The organism is Bradyrhizobium sp. 61 (assembly GCF_023073075.1).
Taxonomy (GTDB): Bacteria; Pseudomonadota; Alphaproteobacteria; order Rhizobiales; family Xanthobacteraceae; genus Bradyrhizobium; species Bradyrhizobium barranii.
This window is the reverse complement of record NZ_JADPIU010000028.1, coordinates 67,675-85,271: the sequence shown is the minus strand read 5'-3', so window position 1 is coordinate 85,271 and position 17,597 is coordinate 67,675. Positions and strand designations below refer to the sequence as shown.

Here is a 17,597-nt window from a genome sequence, read left to right as displayed (position 1 = left end):
GGAATTTATTCCATCTCTTGCTCGAGTGTCGAAAGATCCAGGATCGAAATCACGGATCTGTCGTACCTGATCACGCCTTCCTCCTGGAGCCGCGCGAGCTGTACTGTCACCCATTGGCGGGTGGATCCGATGAGATTGGCGAGATCGCCGTGGGTAAACGGCATCCCGATGACGACCTCGCCGTCGCGCTTAACGCCGTAGACGTGCGACAGGAAGATCAACAGGCTATGTAGCCGCTCGGTCACCGAGCGCGTCCCGAGCATCTGGGCCATCGCCGAATAGCATCGCGCCTTGAATGCCAGGGCATCCAGCAGGGCGACGGCGATCGCCGGCGATTCCAGCGCAAGCCGCCGCAGCGCCAGTCCCGGCATGAACGTCAACAGGCTGGGTTCGGCCGCAACCGATGACCACATGTGCGGGCCCGTTCCGAATATATCGGGGCCGCCGACGAAGTTGCCGGGAAACCAGTAGGCGAGCGTGACCTCGCGCCCCGACGGCGCCGCATAGTAGCTGCGTATGCGTCCCTCGCTGATCAGGTAGATCCCAGCCTGTGTGTCGCCCTGAGACCAAACCAGTTGGCCGGCTTCCAGGGCCTTCTCGCGTCCGATCGCGCGCAGCCGATTGCAATCAGCCCGGTTGAGACCATCCAGCAAGCCGGGCAGCGGCCTGACGAGATTGTCCGACTCGGCCAGCATCACGCCTGCCGCTATCGCGCTATTCGCCCTGTGCATCGCCGGCTCCACGGTGAGACCCGGCATCGATTATTCAAGAACCATGCCAGCGCGCTGCGGGCTGCTTCGCGATTTCCAAGTTCTGGGGGATCAGCTCGCGTCCGACTGATTGAACGCCCGCAACCCTTCTGCGCGGATGACGTCGAGACAATCCTTCTTGAGGGAAAGATAGGTTGGCTCGACCATGACGGAGCTCGACCGCGGGCGCGGCAGCTTGACCGCGACTTCGCGCAGGATGCGGCCGGGTCCCGCGCTCATGATGAGAACACGGTCGGCCAGCACGATGGCCTCATCTATGTCATGCGTGACGAACACGATCGTCGCCTTGATCCGGTCGCGCAGCTCCAGCAGATTGTCTTGCATCACCGCCCGGGTCTGCGCATCGAGGGCTCCGAAGGGCTCGTCCATCAGCAGCACGCGAGGCTGATTGGCCAACGCTCGCGCGATCGCCACGCGCTGTTGCATGCCCCCGGACAGCGTGTTCGGATAGGCGTCGGCGAAACGCTTGAGACCGACCATCGCGATCAGATCGTCGGCGATGGCATTCGCTTCCGTCCTGGACTTCCCAAGCATCCTCGGGCCGTGGGCGATGTTCCTGCGGACAGACTTCCAGGGGAAGAGATGCGGCTGCTGGAACACCATGCCGACATCGGGTCGCGGGCTGTAGACGCGCGAGCCCTCTACCAGGATGTCGCCTTCAAACGGCACTTCCAGTCCGGCGATCGTATTGAGCACCGTCGACTTGCCGCAGCCGGAGGGCCCGACGATGCAAACGAACTCGCTAGGCGCCACGTCGAAGGAAACGCGATCCACCGCGATGGTCTGCCCGCGGCGGGTGTCAAAAACGATGCTCAGGTCTGAGACTTGAATGGCCGGTTGTTTCCGCGCCGATTCGACGGAGGCTGGCGAACTTGCCAGAGCCAGTTTCATGGTCGATCGAGCTCCAGACATCAACGCCACCAGACAGTACGTTCCGCAAGAGCCGAAAACAGCCGGTCGGCAGTGAACGAAATCAACCCGAGCGCTGCGAGCCCGCCCATGACCTGGCCCGTTTGCAAATTCTGCTGCGCAATCTCGATCCTGTAGACGATGCCGGCGAAAGCGCCTGCAAGTTCGGCCGCGACAAGCGTGTAAAACGAGATGCTGACGGCGGTGCGCAACCCGACCACGATGTAGGGAAGCGCGCCCAGCAGCACGATCTCCTGGAGCATCTGCCGCCGGGGCGTGCCGAGCATCAACGCCGCCCGAATCAGGCCGCGGTCGACCTTCTGCACGCCGATGTGGGTCGAAAGCCAAACCGTGAAGAACACGCCCCATACGACGAGGAACAGTTTTCCCGCCTCCGACAGGCCGAACCAGAGGATGACAATCGGCACGAAAGCAATCGGCGGAATTGGCCGCAGGATATGGAATAGCGGGGACAGCAAGCTCGAAATAACAGGGAATTGGCCGGTGAGGATACCGAGCAGGATGCCGAGCAGGCCGCCTACGATGAACCCCGTGGTGACGCGAAAGAGGCTGGCCAGCAGATCGCCAAGGAACTGTCCGCTTCGTATCCACTCAAGGACCGCCGCAGCAACCACTGTCGGCGGCGGAAACAGCACCATGTTGACGGCCCCGGAACGGGCGACCAGTTCCCAGAGGCCGACGAACAGGGGAAGCGAAAGCGCCCCGATCAGAATATTGAGGCGGCGAAGACGAGCTGAATCCGGCCGCCGACCGCGACCGTCGGTGCGGAGAGCAATCTCCTGTCCTGCTGAAGTGCCATCCTGCATGGCTGTGCGGGTGCCTATTTCCACGAGAGCGTGACGCGTGCGGGGTCGACCTTCTTCAGCGGCTCGGCGACGACGACCTTGCTGAAGTCGGGCATCGCCGCTCCCGGAGGATGGTTGCCGCTCTCGAGGCGCCATGCGGAGTGGGTCTTGAGAATCTCGATCAGCCGGTCGTCGAGCCGTACCCGGTAAACATAGTCGGCCCAGATGGGGGCGAGTTCATCCCGCTTCATGCCGACCGCGTCCGCCACGACCGTGATCGCTTCGTCCGGGTGTGCCTTCATCCAGACCTCGGCGTCGATCAGCGCGGCGATGAACTTCTCAACCAGTGCAGGGTTGGCATCCAGATAGGGTCTCGTGACGACGATGTTGAACGTCTCGGAGTAAGTGCCCGTTGTATCGAGCTCAGCGACGGCTTCGCCGAGGGCCTTCTTGGCGTTGGCGATGTGGGGTTCCCAAGTGTCGATCGCGTCGATGCTTCCTGCTGCAAGTGCCGGCAGCATCTCCTGCGGCCGCAGGTTGACGAGGGTGACATCCTTGGGAGTCAATCCCGCCGACTTCAGCAAAGTTGCCGTGTAGACCTCGCTGCCGGTGCCGGCAGTGAATCCGATTCGCTTGCCGCGAAGATCTGCCTTGGTCTTGACGCCGGCCTTGGCCGCGACGACCGTCTTGAGGTCGGAATATTCCATGCCGGCGACGAAGGCGATGGGCTGGTTTGCCATCGCCGAAGCGGTGACCGGCGCCTCCGCCGTCGTCGCGATGTCGGCGCCGCCCCCGATCACGGTGTCCAGGCACTGCTTGCCGGACGTGAAGTTCGAGACGGTGATGTCCAGTCCGTTCTTTTCGAAAATCCCCTTCGATTTGGCGACGATCGCAAGGCCGGAGATCGGTCCGAGGTTTTGCGCAAGCCGGGCTTTGAGCAATTCCGCGGCCGAGGCGCGGCCCGGACTGATGGCAAGGCAGCAAAGCGTGGCATAGCCGGCAATTGCCGCGATTGGGCGGACGGTGTTCCAGTGCATGACGATCTCCCCTCGCGCCGCGCCCGGCGGCAGCCCCGATGTGATCGCGGATGCCGCCCTGAACGGCCCCGCAGCAGACTCCCGCGTCCCCTCCTGGGCGATCTCTTGAGGATCGGCCCCACGTTGGTATGCTCGCCCGGCGCTACGGTCTCTGGAAGCAATTAATCGACATGGCCCTCGGGGCGACCGGTCGTGCGCCGCCGCTCGAGGTGATGCGCGTGCGGCGGATGGCCGCTGGAATAATGTCTGTCGTGACGGGGTTCATGTCAGCGGATCAAAGACCGTCCAGCGAGGCGCAATCGCAGGAACAATCGGGAGGATAGGATGAGCATTCTTGCCAGGGTCATCGTGCCAGCAGGCGTTGCGTTCGCGGTCTTCGCAAGTCCATCGGTGTGGGCGCAGTCAGCCGACATGACCTTCTTTGTGACTTCGAGCGGGCCGGGCAAGGGAGCCGATCTCGGCGGCCTGGAGGGAGCCGATGCGCAGTGCCAGAAGCTGGCGCAGGCCGGCGGCGCCGGCGGCAAGACCTGGCGCGCCTATCTCTCGACGCAGGCCGCCGACGGCAAGCCCGCCGTCAATGCCAAGGACCGCATTGGCAAGGGACCGTGGCAGAATGCCAAGGGTGCGGTGATTGCCAAGGACGTTGCCGACCTGCACGGCGCGGCCAATAACCTCACCAAGCAGACAGCGCTCAGCGAGAAGGGCGAGGTCATCAACGGCGCCGGCGACACGCCGAACCGGCACGATATCCTCACGGGATCGCAACCGGACGGCACCGCTTTTGCCGCGGGCGACGACAAGACCTGCAGGAACTGGACGTCGAGCACGCAGGGCGCGGCGGTCGTCGGCCATGCCGATCGTAAGGGCCTGCGCGACGACGAGCCGTCAAAGTCCTGGAACAGCTCTCACCCCTCGCGCGGTCCTGACGGCGGCTGCTCGCAGGCCGATCTGAAGAGCACCGGCGGCGACGGCCTGCTGTTTTGTTTCGCGGCGAATTGAGTTAGGGCGCGCAGCTCTCTCCCCGCGACATTGCGAGCGTAGCGAAGCAATCCAGACTGTCTCCGCGGAAAGATTCTGGATTGCTTCGCTTGCGCTCGCAATGACGGGGTATGTGGTGCCGCCGTTCCGTCTCGCTCTCACGGAACCTTCGGCCGCATATTACATTGGTCCGACCGCTTCCACGCTCACGGACCCTTCCCATGAAATACGAGCTCTACTACTGGCCCGAGATCCAGGGCCGCGGCGAATATGTGCGGCTGGCGCTGGAGGAGGCGGGGGCGGCTTATGTCGACGTCGCGCGGGGGGCGCGCGGAACAGCTGCGATGATGAAGATGATGGACGCGCATGGCGGCACGCCGCCCTTCGCGCCGCCGTTCCTGAAAGCGGGCAAGCTCGTCATCGGCCAGACCGCCAACATCCTGCTCTATCTCGGCGCCCGTCATGGGCTCGCGCCGAAGACGGAAGCGGGCAAGCTTTGGGTGCACCAGCTTCAGCTCACCATCACCGACCTCGTGACCGAGATCCACGACACCCATCACCCGCTCGGGCCTTCGATGTACTATGAAGATCAGAAGGCGCCGGCGAAGAAGCGCACGGCCGAGTTTTGGGACGAGCGCGTGCCGAAATATCTCGGCTATTTCGAGGAGCTCCTCGCGTGTAATGGCGGTGCCTATGTCACCGGTCGCAGGCTGACTTACGTCGATCTATCCCTGTTCCAGATCGTCGATGGGCTGCGCTACGCCTTTCCCAAGCGCATGAAGGCGTTCGAGGGAAATATCGCGGGCCTCGTCGATCTGCATGACCGCATCGCCGCGCGGCCGAACATCAAGGCCTATCTCGAAAGTGAGCGCCGCATTCCCTTCAACGAGCAAGGCATTTTCCGCCGCTACAAGGAATTGGACAATTAGCCGGTCCGGATAGCGGCTCACCACACGCCGGGCAGCAGGCGATAGCGCACGCGCGACATATAGTCGGAATAGCCCGGCAGGCCCTCACGCAGCGTGCGCTCCTCGATGCCGATGCGAACAGCAAACAAAACGACGATGACCGGCGCTATCGCAAGGCCCCACCACGAGCCCAGCAGCAGCGGCACGCCGGCGAAGAATAGGATCATGCCGCTGTACATGGGATGGCGCACATGCGCGTAAGGCCCCGTCGAGACCACGCGCTGTGCGCGTTCGGCCTGGAGCTTCACCACGGGCGCGGCGAACGAGTTCTCGCGGAACACCCACAGGATGAACAGCGTCGAGAGGACGAACAGCACGAGACCGAGCGCCTGGAACGCAACCGGCACGTCGGAGGACTGCGTGCGCCGGTCGAGCCCCATCGCGGCCAGCCAGGCCAGCATCGCAATGGCGAAGACGATCATGAAGGCCTTGTCGGCGGCAGGCTGGTCCTTTTGCAGGACCGGCCGCAGACGTTCGGCGAGCAGCGCCGGATCGACCCGATAAAGCCACCAGCCGCAGAGCGGGCCGAGCAGGGCGCAGGTGGCGAGGAACACCCAGGCCGAAGGCCAATGCATCGTCCCGGCGCAAGCGAACAGCAGCGCGCCCATGCCGGCGGTGGTGATCGTGTTCTGCAACAGCAGTTTTGCGATCATGCGCAGGTCCCGGGTCAGCCGCGCACGATATTGGTCCCGCTATCCGGCGAAGATGCGGCCGGACACGCGAAAAGCCCGATCGACCGGTTCGGGCGTTTCATCTTTGACCGGTCTGATCAGGCGAGCTGATCGATCCGCGTGCCCTGACCCGGCGGCAGCGGCGCGGGCGGCGGCGGCTTGTAGGTCGGGTCGTTGTCCTTGGTCTTCTGGTCGTCCTGCTGCTTGGTCGCGTCGTAGCTCGGCACCACGATCGCGATCGGCGGCGGCGCAACGGTAGAGACGCTCATCCACAAATCCTCACACATGGAAACAATCGACCTTGCGCTGCGAGGAGCGAAGCTTCCGTCAAGCCAATCGTTAAAATGCGAGGGAGTTGGTGCGGTGGGATGTGCCTTTTGTGCCTCCTTGCGCTGTACGAGGGAGCGGACGAACCTCTCCTCGTCATCGCGAGCGCAGCGAAGCAATCCAGGACTGTCACCGCGGAGGGATTCTGGATTGCTTCGCTTCGCTCGCAATGACGGAGCGTGTGGAAAGAGCGAGTGCCGTCTACTCGTCCTTGCCGCGCGTGATCGCGATGGACGCATCCGTCTTGGTACGGGTGCATTCCATGTTGAGCCGGCGGTAGCGCATGACGACCTTGTCGCCGCGCAACAGTCCCATCCGCTTCAGGCAGCGTGTCGCGCCCGTCGTGGTGTCGTCCTTCGTGACGGTGAAGACGATCGCCGCCATCGACCCCACCAGTGAAAAGAACTCCGGTGTCGGCTTGCGATCGCCCTTGGCATAGAGCTCGATGGAATATTTGTCGCCGCGGCAACCCACGGACAGCTCCTTGGCCGCGGGGTGCGAGAGGTAGACGATGTTGGCGGCCCGGAAATTCACCTTGAGGCGCTCGACCTGGTTCGTCAGCTCCTTGGCGCTGTCATCGCAGCGATCCGCGCGGGCAGGCGAGGCGAGGGTCACAAGGCCGGTGATGGCGGCGGCGACCAGGATCGCGCCGCGGACGTTCAGTTTGAAAATCATGATGAAAAGCCCCTTAGGCCGCGCATTCAACCTTCGTCGCGCGCCGAGCGCAAGGGGTGCACCCAGAGCCTGCCGGGGACGGTCGTCGCCACCTTGCGTCCGGCCGACGGCAACCAAAAAGGGCCGTCGTGACGCCGAATCGGGATGCCTCGGCCGCGCCAGAACGCCTTCCATTCGCGGCAAAAAAGCTTAGAACGCTTCTACGCTTAGAGGCCCGCGAGGGCTCCAAAACCCCGAGATTTGCCCATGAACGCTCCCACCGCCTTCCCCGATCCCGCAAAACCCGTTCCGCCCTACAAGCACACCCCGCTGTTCCCGCTGGGCAAGGACGAGACGCCCTACAAGAAGATCACGGCCGAGGGTATCAGGGTCGAGAAGGTCCTGGGGAAGGACATGCTGGTGGTATCGCGCGAGGCGCTGCGGGCGCTGTCGGAGGCGGCCTTTGGCGACATCAACCACTATCTGCGCCCCGGCCATCTGAAGCAGCTCCGCGCAATCCTGGAGGACGGCGAGGCGAGCCCCAACGACAAGTTCGTCGCGCTCGACTTCCTGAAGAACGCCAACATCGCGGCCGGCGGCGTGCTGCCGATGTGCCAGGACACCGGCACCGCGATCATCATGGGCAAGAAGGGCTGTAACGTCATCACCGATGGTGACGACGAGGCGGCGCTGTCGGAAGGCGCGCGCGACGCTTACCTGCGCCGCAATCTGCGCTACTCGCAGGTCGCGCCCTTGTCGATGTACGAGGAGAAGAACACCGCCAACAACATGCCGGCGCAGTGCGAGATCTACGCCGAGGGCGACGACGCCTACAAGTTCATGTTCATGGCGAAGGGCGGCGGCTCCGCCAATAAAAGCTTCCTGTTCCAGGCCACGCCCTCGGTGCTGACCAAGGACCGCCTGCTCGCCTTCCTGAAGGAGAAGATCCTGACGCTGGGCACCGCGGCGTGCCCGCCCTATCACCTCGCCATCGTGATCGGCGGCACCTCGGCCGAGCTGTGCATGAAGACGGTGAAGCTCGCCTCCGCCCGCTATCTCGACGCGCTGCCGACCCACGGCTCGCCCGACGGCAACGCCTTCCGCGACGTCGAGATGGAGCAGGAAATCCACAAGATGACGCAGTCGCTCGGCGTCGGCGCGCAGTTCGGTGGAAAGTATTTCTGCCACGACGTGCGCGTTATCCGCATGCCGCGCCACGGCGCCTCGCTGCCGATCGGGCTCGGCGTGTCGTGCTCGGCCGACCGCCAGGTGCTCGGCAAGATCACCAAAGATGGCGTCTATCTCGAAGAGCTTGAGCACAACCCCGCGCAATATCTGCCGCAGGTCGAGCAGTCGCTCGGCGGCGAGGTCGTCAAGATCGACCTCAACCAGCCGATGAAGGACATCCTGGCGACGTTCTCGAAGTACCCGACCAAGACGCGGGTCTCGATGACCGGCACTATGATCGTCGCGCGCGATAGCGCGCATGCCAAGCTGCGCGAGCGCCTCGAGAGAGGCGAGCCGCTGCCGGACTATTTCAAGAACCATCCGGTCTACTACGCCGGTCCCGCCAAGACGCCCGAGGGCTACGCCTCCGGCGCGTTCGGCCCGACCACCGCGGGCCGCATGGATTCCTTCGTCGACCAGTTCCAGGCCGCCGGCGGCTCGATGGTGATGGTGGCCAAGGGCAACCGGGCGCCTGCCGTGCGCGAGGCCTGCAAGAAGTATGGCGGCTTCTATCTCGGCTCGATCGGCGGTGCGGCTGCGAACCTCGCCGAGCACTGCATCAAGAAGGTCGAGGTGCTCGAATATCCCGAGCTCGGCATGGAAGCGATCTGGCGCATCGAAGTCGTCGACTTCCCGGCGTTCATCATCATCGACGACAAGGGGAACGACTTCTTCAAGGAATTGAATCTGGGCTAGCGCTCCGCGCAGTTGAACGGCGGTCCGCCGCTGATGGTGCGCTTTAGCGCGGCACCACATACTGCGTCGGCGCGCCATTTTCGGGCCCATCGAACATCACGAGCACGCGCCATGGCTCGCCGCTGATGTCGCTGAGCACCAGCAGGGTCTCTGCCTTGGCGGTGCTGTCGGCGACGCTGAGCGTGTGGGTCGTTCCAAGCTTGCCGCTGCTGGTATCGTAGAAGACGACGGCGGGCGAGATCTGCTGTTCGTTGACCGGCCCGGTCAAGAGCAGCAAGCCGCCTGACACGGCGGCGATGTCCCTGATACCGGTCGTTGTACCAAGCGGCAGCGGAGGGTCGATGAGCTTGGCCTTGAGCGGCATGTTCTCGGTGAAGACGGCCTTTGCGTCGACCGTGAGAATATAAGCATTGCCGCCTTTGGACGGACCACGGAAACCAAGATACATCAGGTCCCCTTTGACCGCGATGCCCTCGATGTTGGCGCCGTTGTCTCCGAGAGGCTTGTCGTAATCCGCGGGCAGTGCGTCCTTGATTGCACCGCGCAGGCGCGTCACAGATGCTTCGACGCCGATCACCTCGTCCGCGGAGATCGGGAAGGGTGGCTCTCCAGTGAGCTTGTCGACGGGAAAGCGAAAGAGGTGATAGCTCGTCGGATTGCTGTCGTCGGGATGATGACGTTTGCGGCCGTGCGATCCGACCACGTAGAAATAACCGTCATCGTAAGCGGTGCCCTCGGCATCCGGATCGCCGCTGGCCTGATCGCTCAGCAGGCGGATTACCTTGCCGGGATTGATCGTTGTGCCTTCGATCGCAAAGAACTGCGCGTATTTCTTTTCGTCGTTGACGACGAGGCAGGATTTGAGGGGCGGGGATGTGGTCGCGCACGCCGCTCCACTGATGTTGGTGCGGGCATCCGCGCTCTTCTTGAACGGCTCGCTCAGTTGCCACGCCGGTGACTGCGGCTCGAGCACATCGGCACTCGCCGGCGCTGCTCCAGCAAGCGCGGCCACGGCGGAGGTCAGGAACAGGTGGATGCGATTGCGAGCGGGGAGGGAGACCATGCAAATTCCCCTTCTGCTGCAAGTGTGTTGAGATCAATAAAAATCTTTAGTTGTATGCTGTATCCTGCTCGTGAAGCCGGCTGTGGTCAACGACCTGAGCGCCTTGGCCACGTGGCCAATGACCGCAGCCCGTTAGCTGCAATTCGTAACCTGGTTCGAGCACAGCGAGCGCCACCAGCCGCGGACGCCGTCCTGGCTCTCGACGAGGCCCCAGAGCCCGCTACAGGCAAAGATGCGCTTCGGGCCTCCGTCGGTGTCGATTGGGCCGCCGAGCTCGCGCTGGGCCGGCATCCATTTCGCATCGACGAACGGCGCCTGGAAAAGTCCGCCCATGCGCGTCGCGCCATTGGCGTAGGACGCGCCGACCTTGTTGGACGCGACCCAGCCGCGCCCCGCATAGGGTTTTGGCGCGCTGCGCGGATATCTCTTCTCGTCCTCGTAATCCTTGCCGGGCGGCTTCGCGCCTTCGATCAGGAACCAGCCGTCCTTGAAGCCGATGATGCGGAATTCGGTGAGCCAGCCGCCATCGGGCGTGTTCTCGGCGCCGCCAAGCTTCAGACGATAGGGCGGGGGCAGCGTGCCGAGCACGCGCGCTTTCGCCGAGGGCTCGGCGCGGACGTTGAGGCCATCAGGATCCTTGTCGATGGACCAGGCGCCGAGATCACACGGCTCGGTCCCATCGGGCAGCGTTGCGCGTCTGGCGGCGAGATCGGCGTGGAGCTTTGCGAAGTCAGTGTCGTCGTTATCAGGGTCCGGCGCGCTGCGCGGCTTCAGCTCGGCCGAGACCGCGCGCGTCCCATCCGGCGTCAGCGTGACGACGAGGGCCTGGCGCGCAGCGAACACGCTTGCCGGTGTCTTCGGATCGTTCGACGAGGCCGGATAGACGGCGAGGGTGCCGGTCGATCCTTCGGTCCGGTAGGCCGTGCCGGTGACATAGCCCGCCGGCACCATGGCGAGCGCGCTTGCGCGCCACGCCGGTTCGGTGTCATCCGCGCGCGCCGCTTGCGTCGCGACACACAGGATCGTTGCCGCGATGAGACGGAGCACGCGCACGGTTCGCAACGTGCTTATGCGCGTGCACCCGTGAACGGAAAACTGCCCATCGGGCCGATGCCCATCTCGCCGCTCATGCTGTCGCCAGAGACCGTTCCGATGAACTCGAGCGTCAACGGCATCGGATTGGTGATCGAGACTTTCCAGTTGACGGCGTCGCCGCTGATGGTGCCGTCGAAGATCTCGGCCGAATTGCCGTCGGCGCCCTGCGTTCCGGTCAGTGTGCCGCCTGAGTTCAGCAAGGTCAGCGTGGCCTTGCGCTCGCCCATGGGCGTCGTCATGGTCAGAGTCCAGTTGCCGTCCACGGCCATACGTGTCTCCCAACTTTTTCCCGGCACCTCGCGACAATCCGCAAGGTGAGCCAGGGACGCCTATAGCCTAACTCGCGTGACGTGCCTAACGCTCTCTTTGACGCGCCCTTAAGCGCGGGCTGCGCGAATACGGCTGCCGATGAGCAGGCGGAAGGCCACGTACTGGATCGCGAACGCAACGATCTTCGCGCCGATCAGGACCACCGAAATATAGAAGGCCCACAGCTTCATGTCGCCGGTCATGGCAACCGCAACGGTCCCCGCGGCGAGCGCAAACATCAGCGCGGCCCAAGCGTAGCCCGCGAAGGTAACGTATTCCGGAATGGTCTCGGTCACGATCGCCGGCAGATAACGCAGCATCCAGCCGCGCTTGAGCATGATGATGCCGATCGCGACATGCCCGATCGCGGGCTTCGCCAGCACGAAGCGCGGGTCGTGGGTGAGCAGCGTTGCGCCGCCGAGCACGATGACTAGGCCGAGGCTCGCCCAGGTCATGTAGCCCAGCGTCTGGCCCTTGATCCGCGACCAGACCACCTGGCCGATGGCGCCAAGGATCGCGACTGCGGTCGCGAGGATGACGTTGTCGGTCGCGAGATAGATTGCCAGGAAGACGATGGTGGAGAGGAAATCAGAGACGAGCCGGCGGAATACGTCTTTCATCGTCTGTCCTGTCTTCAATGGGTGTGGGGCAGCGCGGCGGCGGGCGCAGCATATTTGATCTGACGATACTCGGGATACCACTTTGTAAAATAGATCGCGCTGTTGCGGGCGGCGAAGGCGACCGCGAGGCCCGACCAGAGCGGCAGGCCGGGGACGTAGAGCAGCGCGATGTTGGCGGCCATCATCAACAGCGCGGCGGCGGTCCAGGCGCCGGTGATGACGTAGTTGGCGGTGAGGAAGCCGGGCATCGCCGCCGTTTCGGCCGGGACCGTTTCAACCGCATATTGCAGCGTGAACGGGTGGCGGACCAGCATCGAGCCGAGCGAGATGACGAAGATGCCGATATCGACCGACAGCTTGACGCCCAGCGTGCCGAGCTTCGGGTCGATCAGCGCGAGGTAGAGGCCGATTGCGGCGAATACGATCGCCGAGCCCATCGCCAGGATCTTCACGGAGCGGCCGCGCGCGACATCGACCGTGACGGTGGCGAGGCAGATCGCAGACGCGGCGAACACGCTGATCGTGGCCGACGTCACCAGCATCAGGAAAGTGTAGGCGCCGTAGGGCGCGAGGATCAGGAAAATCGCCATGAGCCGCCTCGGTCTGGCTAATCTTTACGGTGTAAAGATCAATAAATCACGAGCGATGCCGGGTCAAGCGAAATCTTTACAGTGTCAAAATAACGTAGGTGACTTCCAAAAAGTGAAGGGCCGCAATGGCTTGGTCGGACGCCTCGTCGGCGAATTCCGCCCAGGGCAGGCGCGACAGGATCGGCAGCGCGGCGGCGAGCAGGAGGCCGACCGAGAGCAAGATGCCGCCGTTGAAGATGACATGGCCGCTCCGTCGCAGCCGGATCATCCGGAGTGCGAGCGCTGCGCAGGCCAGGGCGAGGACGGCAAGGCAATCTGCGGTGATCGAGGGCATATGCATGCGAGGCCTCTTTGGTGACATCCGCGATGTCATTCCGGGGCTCGCGACGTCGTCGCGCCCCGGAATGACGAGGCGAGAGTTACTGCGCGCCCACCCAATTGCCGTGAAAGCCGTCGGGCACGCGGTGGCCGAGCTGCACCAGCGCGAGGGGGCCGGCTTCGACATCGGTGGCGTTGAACACGGCGAGGTCGCTGCGGTTCTCCCGCGCGCGCCAGACCACCGCCAACAGCCAGCCGTCGCCTTCCGCTGCATCCGTCGCGCGCTCGACGAACACCGGCTCGGAGATGGTATCGCCGGCCGGCAGCAGATAATGACCGAGCCGTCTGCCGTTGCCGTCGACATGGACGATGCCCGACAGCGCGCCGAACATCGGCAGCCGCGGATTGGCGCAGGCGTACCAGCCGTGATGGCTTTTCAATCCCGCGCGGCGGTCGTCGATGCGGGGGAATTCGCCCGTGAGATCGTCGAGGTAGGTCTGCTGGAAGCGGTCGGTCTTCCCTGAGAGATCGAACGTCCAGCGGCAATGGCGGGCGCGTGATTTCTCCGGATCCGTCGGCCGGCCATCGGGATGCGGAAACAGTGGCGCTTCCTCGAACTGCATGACGTCGGCGATGATGCGGTTGCCGTCCTCCCACGCATTCATGATGTGGAAGACATAGCAGGCTTCACCGCGGAACCAGACGATGTCCTTGGCCGTGCCGTTGCGCTTCATCACGCCGACATAGGCGCCCTTGTCCGGCTCCCAGGCATAAGGCGGCCGTCCGCTCATCGCGCGCTCCATGCTGCCGGTGATCGGGAGGATCGGAAACAGCGCGTGGTTCTCGGTGACGATGAAGTCGTGCACCATGCTGGCGTAGGGCGCCTCGAAACGTTCGAAGCGCGTCGCCTTGCCTGTTACGTCGATCGATCCGTAGGAGAGGGCAGGGGTCAGCGGACCCGCGGCGTTGTAGCCGAAGAACACGAGCTCGCCGGTGACCGGGTCGACCTTCGGATGCGCCGTGAAGCTGCCGGCGACGCGACCCTGATAATTGTGATAGCCGCGCGTCGCCAGCGTGCCCGGCTCGATCTCGGTCGGCAGATGCGCTTCTTCCAGCGCGAGCAGCTTGCCGGCATGAAAGATGATGTTGGTGTTGGCGACGCCGCCGTCGGTGAGGTCTTGCGGGGCATCCGGCAGCTTGCGGCCGAAGCCGCCGAACAGCGCGCGGCCTGCATCGTGCTCGGCCAGCCATTTCGGCGTGCGGACCCAGCGGTTGCGATAGCTGGCGCGGCCGTTCTCGAGGTGGAAGGCGTGCAGCATGCCGTCGCCGACGAACCAGTGCGCACCAGGCGCATCGAACTGCGGATTGGGACCGTTGCGATAGAGCACGCCATTCAGATCGCGCGGCAATTCCCCGACGATTTTGAGGAATGGCGCATCGGCTTCGAATGGAATCGGACCGAGGTTGTGGCGGCGCTCGGTGACGGCGTCGTGCTGCACGGCGTATCCCTCCCTATCTTTACATCGTAAAGATCGAATAATGCCGATCGCCGCATTCGTCAAGTGAAATCTTTACACTGTCAATATTGCGTCATATAGCTTGCAAATGGCCAAAAGCGACACCAAGAGCGAAACAGCGCGCAAGCCGCGTACCCCGCGCAAGACATCGTCGGCCGCGAGCGCGCAGGCGCGTTCCGCACGCCGTCCGGCAGTAGCGAAGACGGAGACGCCGTATCATCACGGCGCCCTGCGCGAGGCGCTGCTCCAAGCCGCCGAACGGGTGCTGGAGCGCGACGGGCTCTCCGGCCTGACCTTGCGGGCGGTGGCGCGGGAGGCGGGCGTCTCGCATGCCGCGCCGACCCATCATTTCGGCGATCTCACCGGCCTGCTCAGCGAGCTCGCGGCCGTCGGCTTCCGCCAGTTCAACGCGGCGATGGCCTCGTCCTGCGACGCCGCCACCACGCCGCTGGAGCGCGCGCTGGCGCGGCCGAAGGCCTATGTCGCCTATGCGCAGGCCCATCCGGGCATGTACGGCATCATGTTCCGCACCGAACGGCTGGACTATTCCAGGCCCTCGCTGCACGAGGCGGCCGAGGCCTCCTTCGCCGGCCTTGCCAATGCCATCGGCATGATGCGGCAGGAGCAGATCAGCGGCGACGCACTGACGCTGAACCAGGGCGCCGCGATCGCGCGCGCCTGGTCGATGGTGCACGGCTTCACCATGCTGCTGCTCGACGGCCGTCTCGAGGACATTTTGGGGCGTCTGCCCGAGGGGACGACGACCGAACAGTTGCTCGAGGCGATGCTGACGGCGCCCATCACGGCGAAGCTGCCGGCATAGCGCCTTCGGGCGGGCGCTGCCCTAGCGCATCGTCGCGAGTTCGACCGCGCGTCCACGCGTGCCGACAATCTTCACCTCGTCCTTGCCGCAGGTGAAGCTGCGGGCGAAATCGTCGGCCGCCTTGCGCGCGAGCTCATTGGCGGTGGGGTTGGCGATGGCATCGACATAGGCGACGTGGCAGACCGGCCCCGGCGGCAGCCGCGTCACGACGAGCATGGCCTTGGTGTTCGGCCGTCCCTGCTTGTCGGGATCGGTGCCATCGGCGATGTGCCAGCGCTGGATCATGGCAAACGGCTTCGTGCCCGCGCTACGCCATTCGACGGTAGCCTCCGATGAATTGAACGGCGCGAACCAGATCTTTGCTGCCGGTTCCTCCGCTGCGGCCTTGCGGTTGCGGCCGACCGAGACGATTTCGCGCAAATCATCCTCGGCGATCAGCACGATCAGGCCGTTTTTTCCCGGGCAGACCCGCGTGGTGCTGCCGTCGAGCTCGCTGGGCTTGCCGATCTGGTGGCAGTCTTTTGGTGCTGTGGAGGAATAGGTGCTGCCCATGGATTGGGCGGCGACGTGACCCGCGCTCAGGCAAGTCAGCAGCACGGTCAGACAAAGGAACGCGATATGCCTCATGACGATGCCTTGATACAGAGGGAACTCCCTCCATCAGACGTCTTCACTGTGGGCAAGGTTCAAACAGAGGCGGGATGTACCTGACAGCGGCGCGGAATCGTTCTAGAAGGGCGCCTTCCGCTGCGCTTACCGCGCTTCGTCCGCGACATCTCATTCGATCATGCCAGCCATCGCTTCCAGCAAATCCTATCGCGTCGGCCGTTCCAAGACCGGACTTGGCCTCTTCGCCACCATGCCGATCAAGAAGGGGACCCGGATCATCCGTTATTTCGGACCGATCCTGGACTCCAGAATTCCCGCGCATGACGAGATCGAGAACAAATATCTGTTCGAGCTCAACAACCGCTGGACCATCGACGGGTCGGTGCGCAAGAACCTCGCCCGCTACATCAACCATTCCTGCCGCCCCAACGCCGAGTCCGACGTCCGGCCGCGCGAGCGCAAGGTCTTCATCCGCGCCATCAGGAACATCGAGCCGGGCGACGAGATCAACTACGATTACGGCACCGACTACTTCAAAGCCTATCTGAAGCCGATCGGCTGCAAATGCCCTTCCTGCGAGGCCAAGCGCAAGAAGCTGCGCGCCGAGGCCCGCGCCGAACGCACCAAGGTGAAGGCGCGCACGGAAGCCAAGGCCAAGAAGGCGGGCGCGAAGGCCGGCAAGAAGAAGCTCAACGGCCATGCCGTTGGCAAGAAGAACGGTCGCGCGCGGGCTTAGCCATTAGCCGCGGTGTCATGCCCCGCGAAAGCGGGGCATCCAGTACGCCGCAGCCCATCCGCATCCGTCTACTGTCTCGGAATACTGGGTCGCCCGGTCGAGCCGGGCGACGACAGCGAGTGACGTGGTCTCACGCCGCCACCACATTCCCGCTCTTCCGCAATCCCACATATTGCAGCTCGGCAAACACGCCGGTCGCAATCGCCTGCGCGACGACCATGAGCTCGCCACTGATGTTCGGCGACACCGCGCCCGAGAACAGCAGCGCGATGCTGCCGACCGTCCAGGCCGCGTTGCCGACCACGACCAGCAGCACGAGCGGCCTCGCCACGGAGGCACGCGAGGCAAGCCAGCCGACCAGCGCGGTGTAGGCGATCAGGAACAGGCCGGTCTCGCGCAGCAGCGCTTCAGGCAGGTTGAACAGCGATGCGAGCGCGCCGGCGCCGAAGGTGAAGCCGAGGGCGGCGACGCCGCTGAAGATGGCGTCGGCGAGAAGCGCGCGGCGCAGGAAGGTGGATGCGTCGATCATCGTGGTCTCCATGGTTGGGTTGGGCTTGGGGGTGAATTCAGTGCCGTCCGCGCCACCAGGCGCGGAGCAGGCGGGCGAGGCGGAACGGGCAGAGGCTCTTGCCGACGCCGTGCTCGAAGGCTGTGACCTGCGCGACGACATAGTGGCCGGTCGAATGCACCAGGGGCTCGGGCATGTTGAGGCTGCGTGCCAGCATGCGGGTCGCGAGCGTCACGGCCCAGGGAACAAGGTGGTCTGCGATGGTCCGGTAGATCAGCAGCGCGATCATGGTCATCTCCTGTTGCGACCGAAGATGCGCCATGGCGGGGGCCAATTCGATTACCTCGCGGGTAAAAAATACGCCCG

Annotated in this window: 22 protein-coding genes; 5 read left to right on the top strand and 17 right to left on the bottom strand. The window is 64.2% G+C overall.

The features are described from left to right. Positions 1-5: 5 nt before the first annotated feature. The 4 genes from IVB46_RS10120 to IVB46_RS10105 all read right to left on the bottom strand — a co-directional run bounded on the left by IVB46_RS10120 (position 6) and on the right by IVB46_RS10105 (position 3,522). Positions 6-758, bottom strand: coding sequence for a Crp/Fnr family transcriptional regulator (locus tag IVB46_RS10120; RefSeq protein ID WP_094184398.1), 753 nt, complete (start codon positions 756-758; stop codon positions 6-8). A gap of 63 nt (positions 759-821) precedes the next feature. Continuing rightward, complete coding sequence (locus IVB46_RS10115) at positions 822-1,661, bottom strand: ABC transporter ATP-binding protein (protein ID WP_247309248.1); 840 nt, start codon at positions 1,659-1,661, stop codon at positions 822-824. Between the two features lie 20 nt (positions 1,662-1,681). Continuing rightward, on the bottom strand, positions 1,682-2,506 hold the full coding sequence (locus IVB46_RS10110) for an ABC transporter permease (protein ID WP_247309249.1): 825 nt from the start codon (positions 2,504-2,506) through the stop codon (positions 1,682-1,684). A 14-nt stretch (positions 2,507-2,520) separates the two neighbouring features. Further along, positions 2,521-3,522, bottom strand: a complete 1,002-nt coding sequence (locus IVB46_RS10105; RefSeq protein ID WP_247309250.1) for an NrtA/SsuA/CpmA family ABC transporter substrate-binding protein — start codon at positions 3,520-3,522, stop codon at positions 2,521-2,523. 324 nt (positions 3,523-3,846) lie between these two features. Here IVB46_RS10105 and IVB46_RS10100 point away from each other — a divergent pair, with 324 nt between their 5' ends. Then, positions 3,847-4,521 carry a lectin gene (locus IVB46_RS10100; protein ID WP_063982296.1) on the top strand — a complete coding sequence of 225 codons (675 nt, stop codon included), beginning with the start codon at positions 3,847-3,849 and terminating at the stop codon, positions 4,519-4,521. 200 nt (positions 4,522-4,721) lie between these two features. Then, positions 4,722-5,429, top strand: coding sequence for a glutathione S-transferase (locus IVB46_RS10095; protein ID WP_247342644.1), 708 nt, complete (start codon positions 4,722-4,724; stop codon positions 5,427-5,429). A gap of 17 nt (positions 5,430-5,446) precedes the next feature. Here the strand turns inward: IVB46_RS10095 and IVB46_RS10090 are convergent, their stop codons facing one another. From IVB46_RS10090 to IVB46_RS10080, 3 genes are all read right to left on the bottom strand, one after another. Further along, entirely contained in the window at positions 5,447-6,121 is a 675-nt protein-coding gene (locus IVB46_RS10090) for an isoprenylcysteine carboxylmethyltransferase family protein (RefSeq protein WP_247309252.1), read from the bottom strand. A gap of 116 nt (positions 6,122-6,237) precedes the next feature. After that, on the bottom strand, positions 6,238-6,408 hold the full coding sequence (locus IVB46_RS10085) for a hypothetical protein (protein ID WP_166090739.1): 171 nt from the start codon (positions 6,406-6,408) through the stop codon (positions 6,238-6,240). A 259-nt stretch (positions 6,409-6,667) separates the two neighbouring features. Beyond that, positions 6,668-7,141 (bottom strand): hypothetical protein, encoded by a 474-nt coding sequence (locus tag IVB46_RS10080; RefSeq protein WP_071912253.1) that lies wholly within the window; start codon positions 7,139-7,141, stop codon positions 6,668-6,670. A gap of 246 nt (positions 7,142-7,387) precedes the next feature. On the opposite strand from IVB46_RS10080, the gene IVB46_RS10075 reads away from it, so the two are divergent. Beyond that, positions 7,388-9,043, top strand: coding sequence for a fumarate hydratase (locus IVB46_RS10075; RefSeq protein WP_028158349.1), 1,656 nt, complete (start codon positions 7,388-7,390; stop codon positions 9,041-9,043). 43 nt (positions 9,044-9,086) lie between these two features. Here IVB46_RS10075 and IVB46_RS10070 read toward each other — a convergent pair whose 3' ends face one another. From IVB46_RS10070 to IVB46_RS10040, 7 genes are all read right to left on the bottom strand, one after another. After that, on the bottom strand, positions 9,087-10,106 hold the full coding sequence (locus IVB46_RS10070; protein WP_247309253.1) for a DUF3616 domain-containing protein: 1,020 nt from the start codon (positions 10,104-10,106) through the stop codon (positions 9,087-9,089). A 132-nt stretch (positions 10,107-10,238) separates the two neighbouring features. Then, positions 10,239-11,159, bottom strand: coding sequence for an SH3 domain-containing protein (locus IVB46_RS10065; protein WP_346016124.1), 921 nt, complete (start codon positions 11,157-11,159; stop codon positions 10,239-10,241). Between the two features lie 14 nt (positions 11,160-11,173). Beyond that, positions 11,174-11,470: a hypothetical protein gene (locus tag IVB46_RS10060; protein ID WP_071912259.1), complete on the bottom strand. Its 297-nt coding sequence runs from the start codon at positions 11,468-11,470 to the stop codon at positions 11,174-11,176. A gap of 108 nt (positions 11,471-11,578) precedes the next feature. Next, positions 11,579-12,130: a septation protein IspZ gene (locus tag IVB46_RS10055; protein WP_063982302.1), complete on the bottom strand. Its 552-nt coding sequence runs from the start codon at positions 12,128-12,130 to the stop codon at positions 11,579-11,581. Positions 12,131-12,144: 14 nt separating this feature from the next. Further along, complete coding sequence (locus tag IVB46_RS10050) at positions 12,145-12,720, bottom strand: hypothetical protein (protein WP_247309255.1); 576 nt, start codon at positions 12,718-12,720, stop codon at positions 12,145-12,147. 76 nt (positions 12,721-12,796) lie between these two features. Beyond that, positions 12,797-13,060, bottom strand: coding sequence for a hypothetical protein (locus tag IVB46_RS10045; RefSeq protein WP_071912263.1), 264 nt, complete (start codon positions 13,058-13,060; stop codon positions 12,797-12,799). 79 nt (positions 13,061-13,139) lie between these two features. Further along, on the bottom strand, positions 13,140-14,537 hold the full coding sequence (locus IVB46_RS10040; protein WP_247309256.1) for a carotenoid oxygenase family protein: 1,398 nt from the start codon (positions 14,535-14,537) through the stop codon (positions 13,140-13,142). 106 nt (positions 14,538-14,643) lie between these two features. Between IVB46_RS10040 and IVB46_RS10035 the strand changes: the two genes are divergently transcribed. After that, positions 14,644-15,378, top strand: coding sequence for a WHG domain-containing protein (locus tag IVB46_RS10035; protein ID WP_247309258.1), 735 nt, complete (start codon positions 14,644-14,646; stop codon positions 15,376-15,378). A gap of 21 nt (positions 15,379-15,399) precedes the next feature. Here IVB46_RS10035 and IVB46_RS10030 read toward each other — a convergent pair whose 3' ends face one another. Next, positions 15,400-16,005: a hypothetical protein gene (locus IVB46_RS10030; protein WP_247309259.1), complete on the bottom strand. Its 606-nt coding sequence runs from the start codon at positions 16,003-16,005 to the stop codon at positions 15,400-15,402. A 160-nt stretch (positions 16,006-16,165) separates the two neighbouring features. On the opposite strand from IVB46_RS10030, the gene IVB46_RS10025 reads away from it, so the two are divergent. Then, positions 16,166-16,723, top strand: coding sequence for an SET domain-containing protein (locus IVB46_RS10025; RefSeq protein ID WP_071912271.1), 558 nt, complete (start codon positions 16,166-16,168; stop codon positions 16,721-16,723). Positions 16,724-16,853: 130 nt separating this feature from the next. Here the strand turns inward: IVB46_RS10025 and IVB46_RS10020 are convergent, their stop codons facing one another. Together IVB46_RS10020 and IVB46_RS10015 are read right to left on the bottom strand one after the other, a co-directional pair. Then, entirely contained in the window at positions 16,854-17,252 is a 399-nt protein-coding gene (locus IVB46_RS10020; RefSeq protein WP_247309261.1) for a hypothetical protein, read from the bottom strand. Between the two features lie 37 nt (positions 17,253-17,289). Continuing rightward, positions 17,290-17,520, bottom strand: coding sequence for a hypothetical protein (locus IVB46_RS10015; RefSeq protein WP_247309262.1), 231 nt, complete (start codon positions 17,518-17,520; stop codon positions 17,290-17,292). Between the last annotated feature and the right edge of the window lie 77 nt (positions 17,521-17,597).

What these genes read in the sequence shown, in the direction of transcription:
- IVB46_RS10035 (WP_247309258.1), top strand. Translation starts at nt 14,644, where the DNA reads ATGGCCAAAAGCGACACCAAGAGCGAAACAGCGCGCAAGCCGCGTACC.
- IVB46_RS10090 (WP_247309252.1), bottom strand. Translation starts at nt 6,121, where the DNA reads ATGATCGCAAAACTGCTGTTGCAGAACACGATCACCACCGCCGGCATG.
- IVB46_RS10070 (WP_247309253.1), bottom strand. Translation starts at nt 10,106, where the DNA reads ATGGTCTCCCTCCCCGCTCGCAATCGCATCCACCTGTTCCTGACCTCC.
- IVB46_RS10045 (WP_071912263.1), bottom strand. Translation starts at nt 13,060, where the DNA reads ATGCATATGCCCTCGATCACCGCAGATTGCCTTGCCGTCCTCGCCCTG.
- IVB46_RS10050 (WP_247309255.1), bottom strand. Translation starts at nt 12,720, where the DNA reads ATGGCGATTTTCCTGATCCTCGCGCCCTACGGCGCCTACACTTTCCTG.
- IVB46_RS10115 (WP_247309248.1), bottom strand. Translation starts at nt 1,661, where the DNA reads ATGAAACTGGCTCTGGCAAGTTCGCCAGCCTCCGTCGAATCGGCGCGG.
- IVB46_RS10085 (WP_166090739.1), bottom strand. Translation starts at nt 6,408, where the DNA reads ATGAGCGTCTCTACCGTTGCGCCGCCGCCGATCGCGATCGTGGTGCCG.
- IVB46_RS10095 (WP_247342644.1), top strand. Translation starts at nt 4,722, where the DNA reads ATGAAATACGAGCTCTACTACTGGCCCGAGATCCAGGGCCGCGGCGAA.
- IVB46_RS10105 (WP_247309250.1), bottom strand. Translation starts at nt 3,522, where the DNA reads ATGCACTGGAACACCGTCCGCCCAATCGCGGCAATTGCCGGCTATGCC.
- IVB46_RS10080 (WP_071912253.1), bottom strand. Translation starts at nt 7,141, where the DNA reads ATGATTTTCAAACTGAACGTCCGCGGCGCGATCCTGGTCGCCGCCGCC.
- IVB46_RS10075 (WP_028158349.1), top strand. Translation starts at nt 7,388, where the DNA reads ATGAACGCTCCCACCGCCTTCCCCGATCCCGCAAAACCCGTTCCGCCC.
- IVB46_RS10030 (WP_247309259.1), bottom strand. Translation starts at nt 16,005, where the DNA reads ATGAGGCATATCGCGTTCCTTTGTCTGACCGTGCTGCTGACTTGCCTG.
- IVB46_RS10110 (WP_247309249.1), bottom strand. Translation starts at nt 2,506, where the DNA reads ATGCAGGATGGCACTTCAGCAGGACAGGAGATTGCTCTCCGCACCGAC.
- IVB46_RS10055 (WP_063982302.1), bottom strand. Translation starts at nt 12,130, where the DNA reads ATGAAAGACGTATTCCGCCGGCTCGTCTCTGATTTCCTCTCCACCATC.
- IVB46_RS10100 (WP_063982296.1), top strand. Translation starts at nt 3,847, where the DNA reads ATGAGCATTCTTGCCAGGGTCATCGTGCCAGCAGGCGTTGCGTTCGCG.
- IVB46_RS10060 (WP_071912259.1), bottom strand. Translation starts at nt 11,470, where the DNA reads ATGGCCGTGGACGGCAACTGGACTCTGACCATGACGACGCCCATGGGC.
- IVB46_RS10120 (WP_094184398.1), bottom strand. Translation starts at nt 758, where the DNA reads ATGCCGGGTCTCACCGTGGAGCCGGCGATGCACAGGGCGAATAGCGCG.
- IVB46_RS10015 (WP_247309262.1), bottom strand. Translation starts at nt 17,520, where the DNA reads ATGATCGCGCTGCTGATCTACCGGACCATCGCAGACCACCTTGTTCCC.
- IVB46_RS10025 (WP_071912271.1), top strand. Translation starts at nt 16,166, where the DNA reads ATGCCAGCCATCGCTTCCAGCAAATCCTATCGCGTCGGCCGTTCCAAG.
- IVB46_RS10020 (WP_247309261.1), bottom strand. Translation starts at nt 17,252, where the DNA reads ATGATCGACGCATCCACCTTCCTGCGCCGCGCGCTTCTCGCCGACGCC.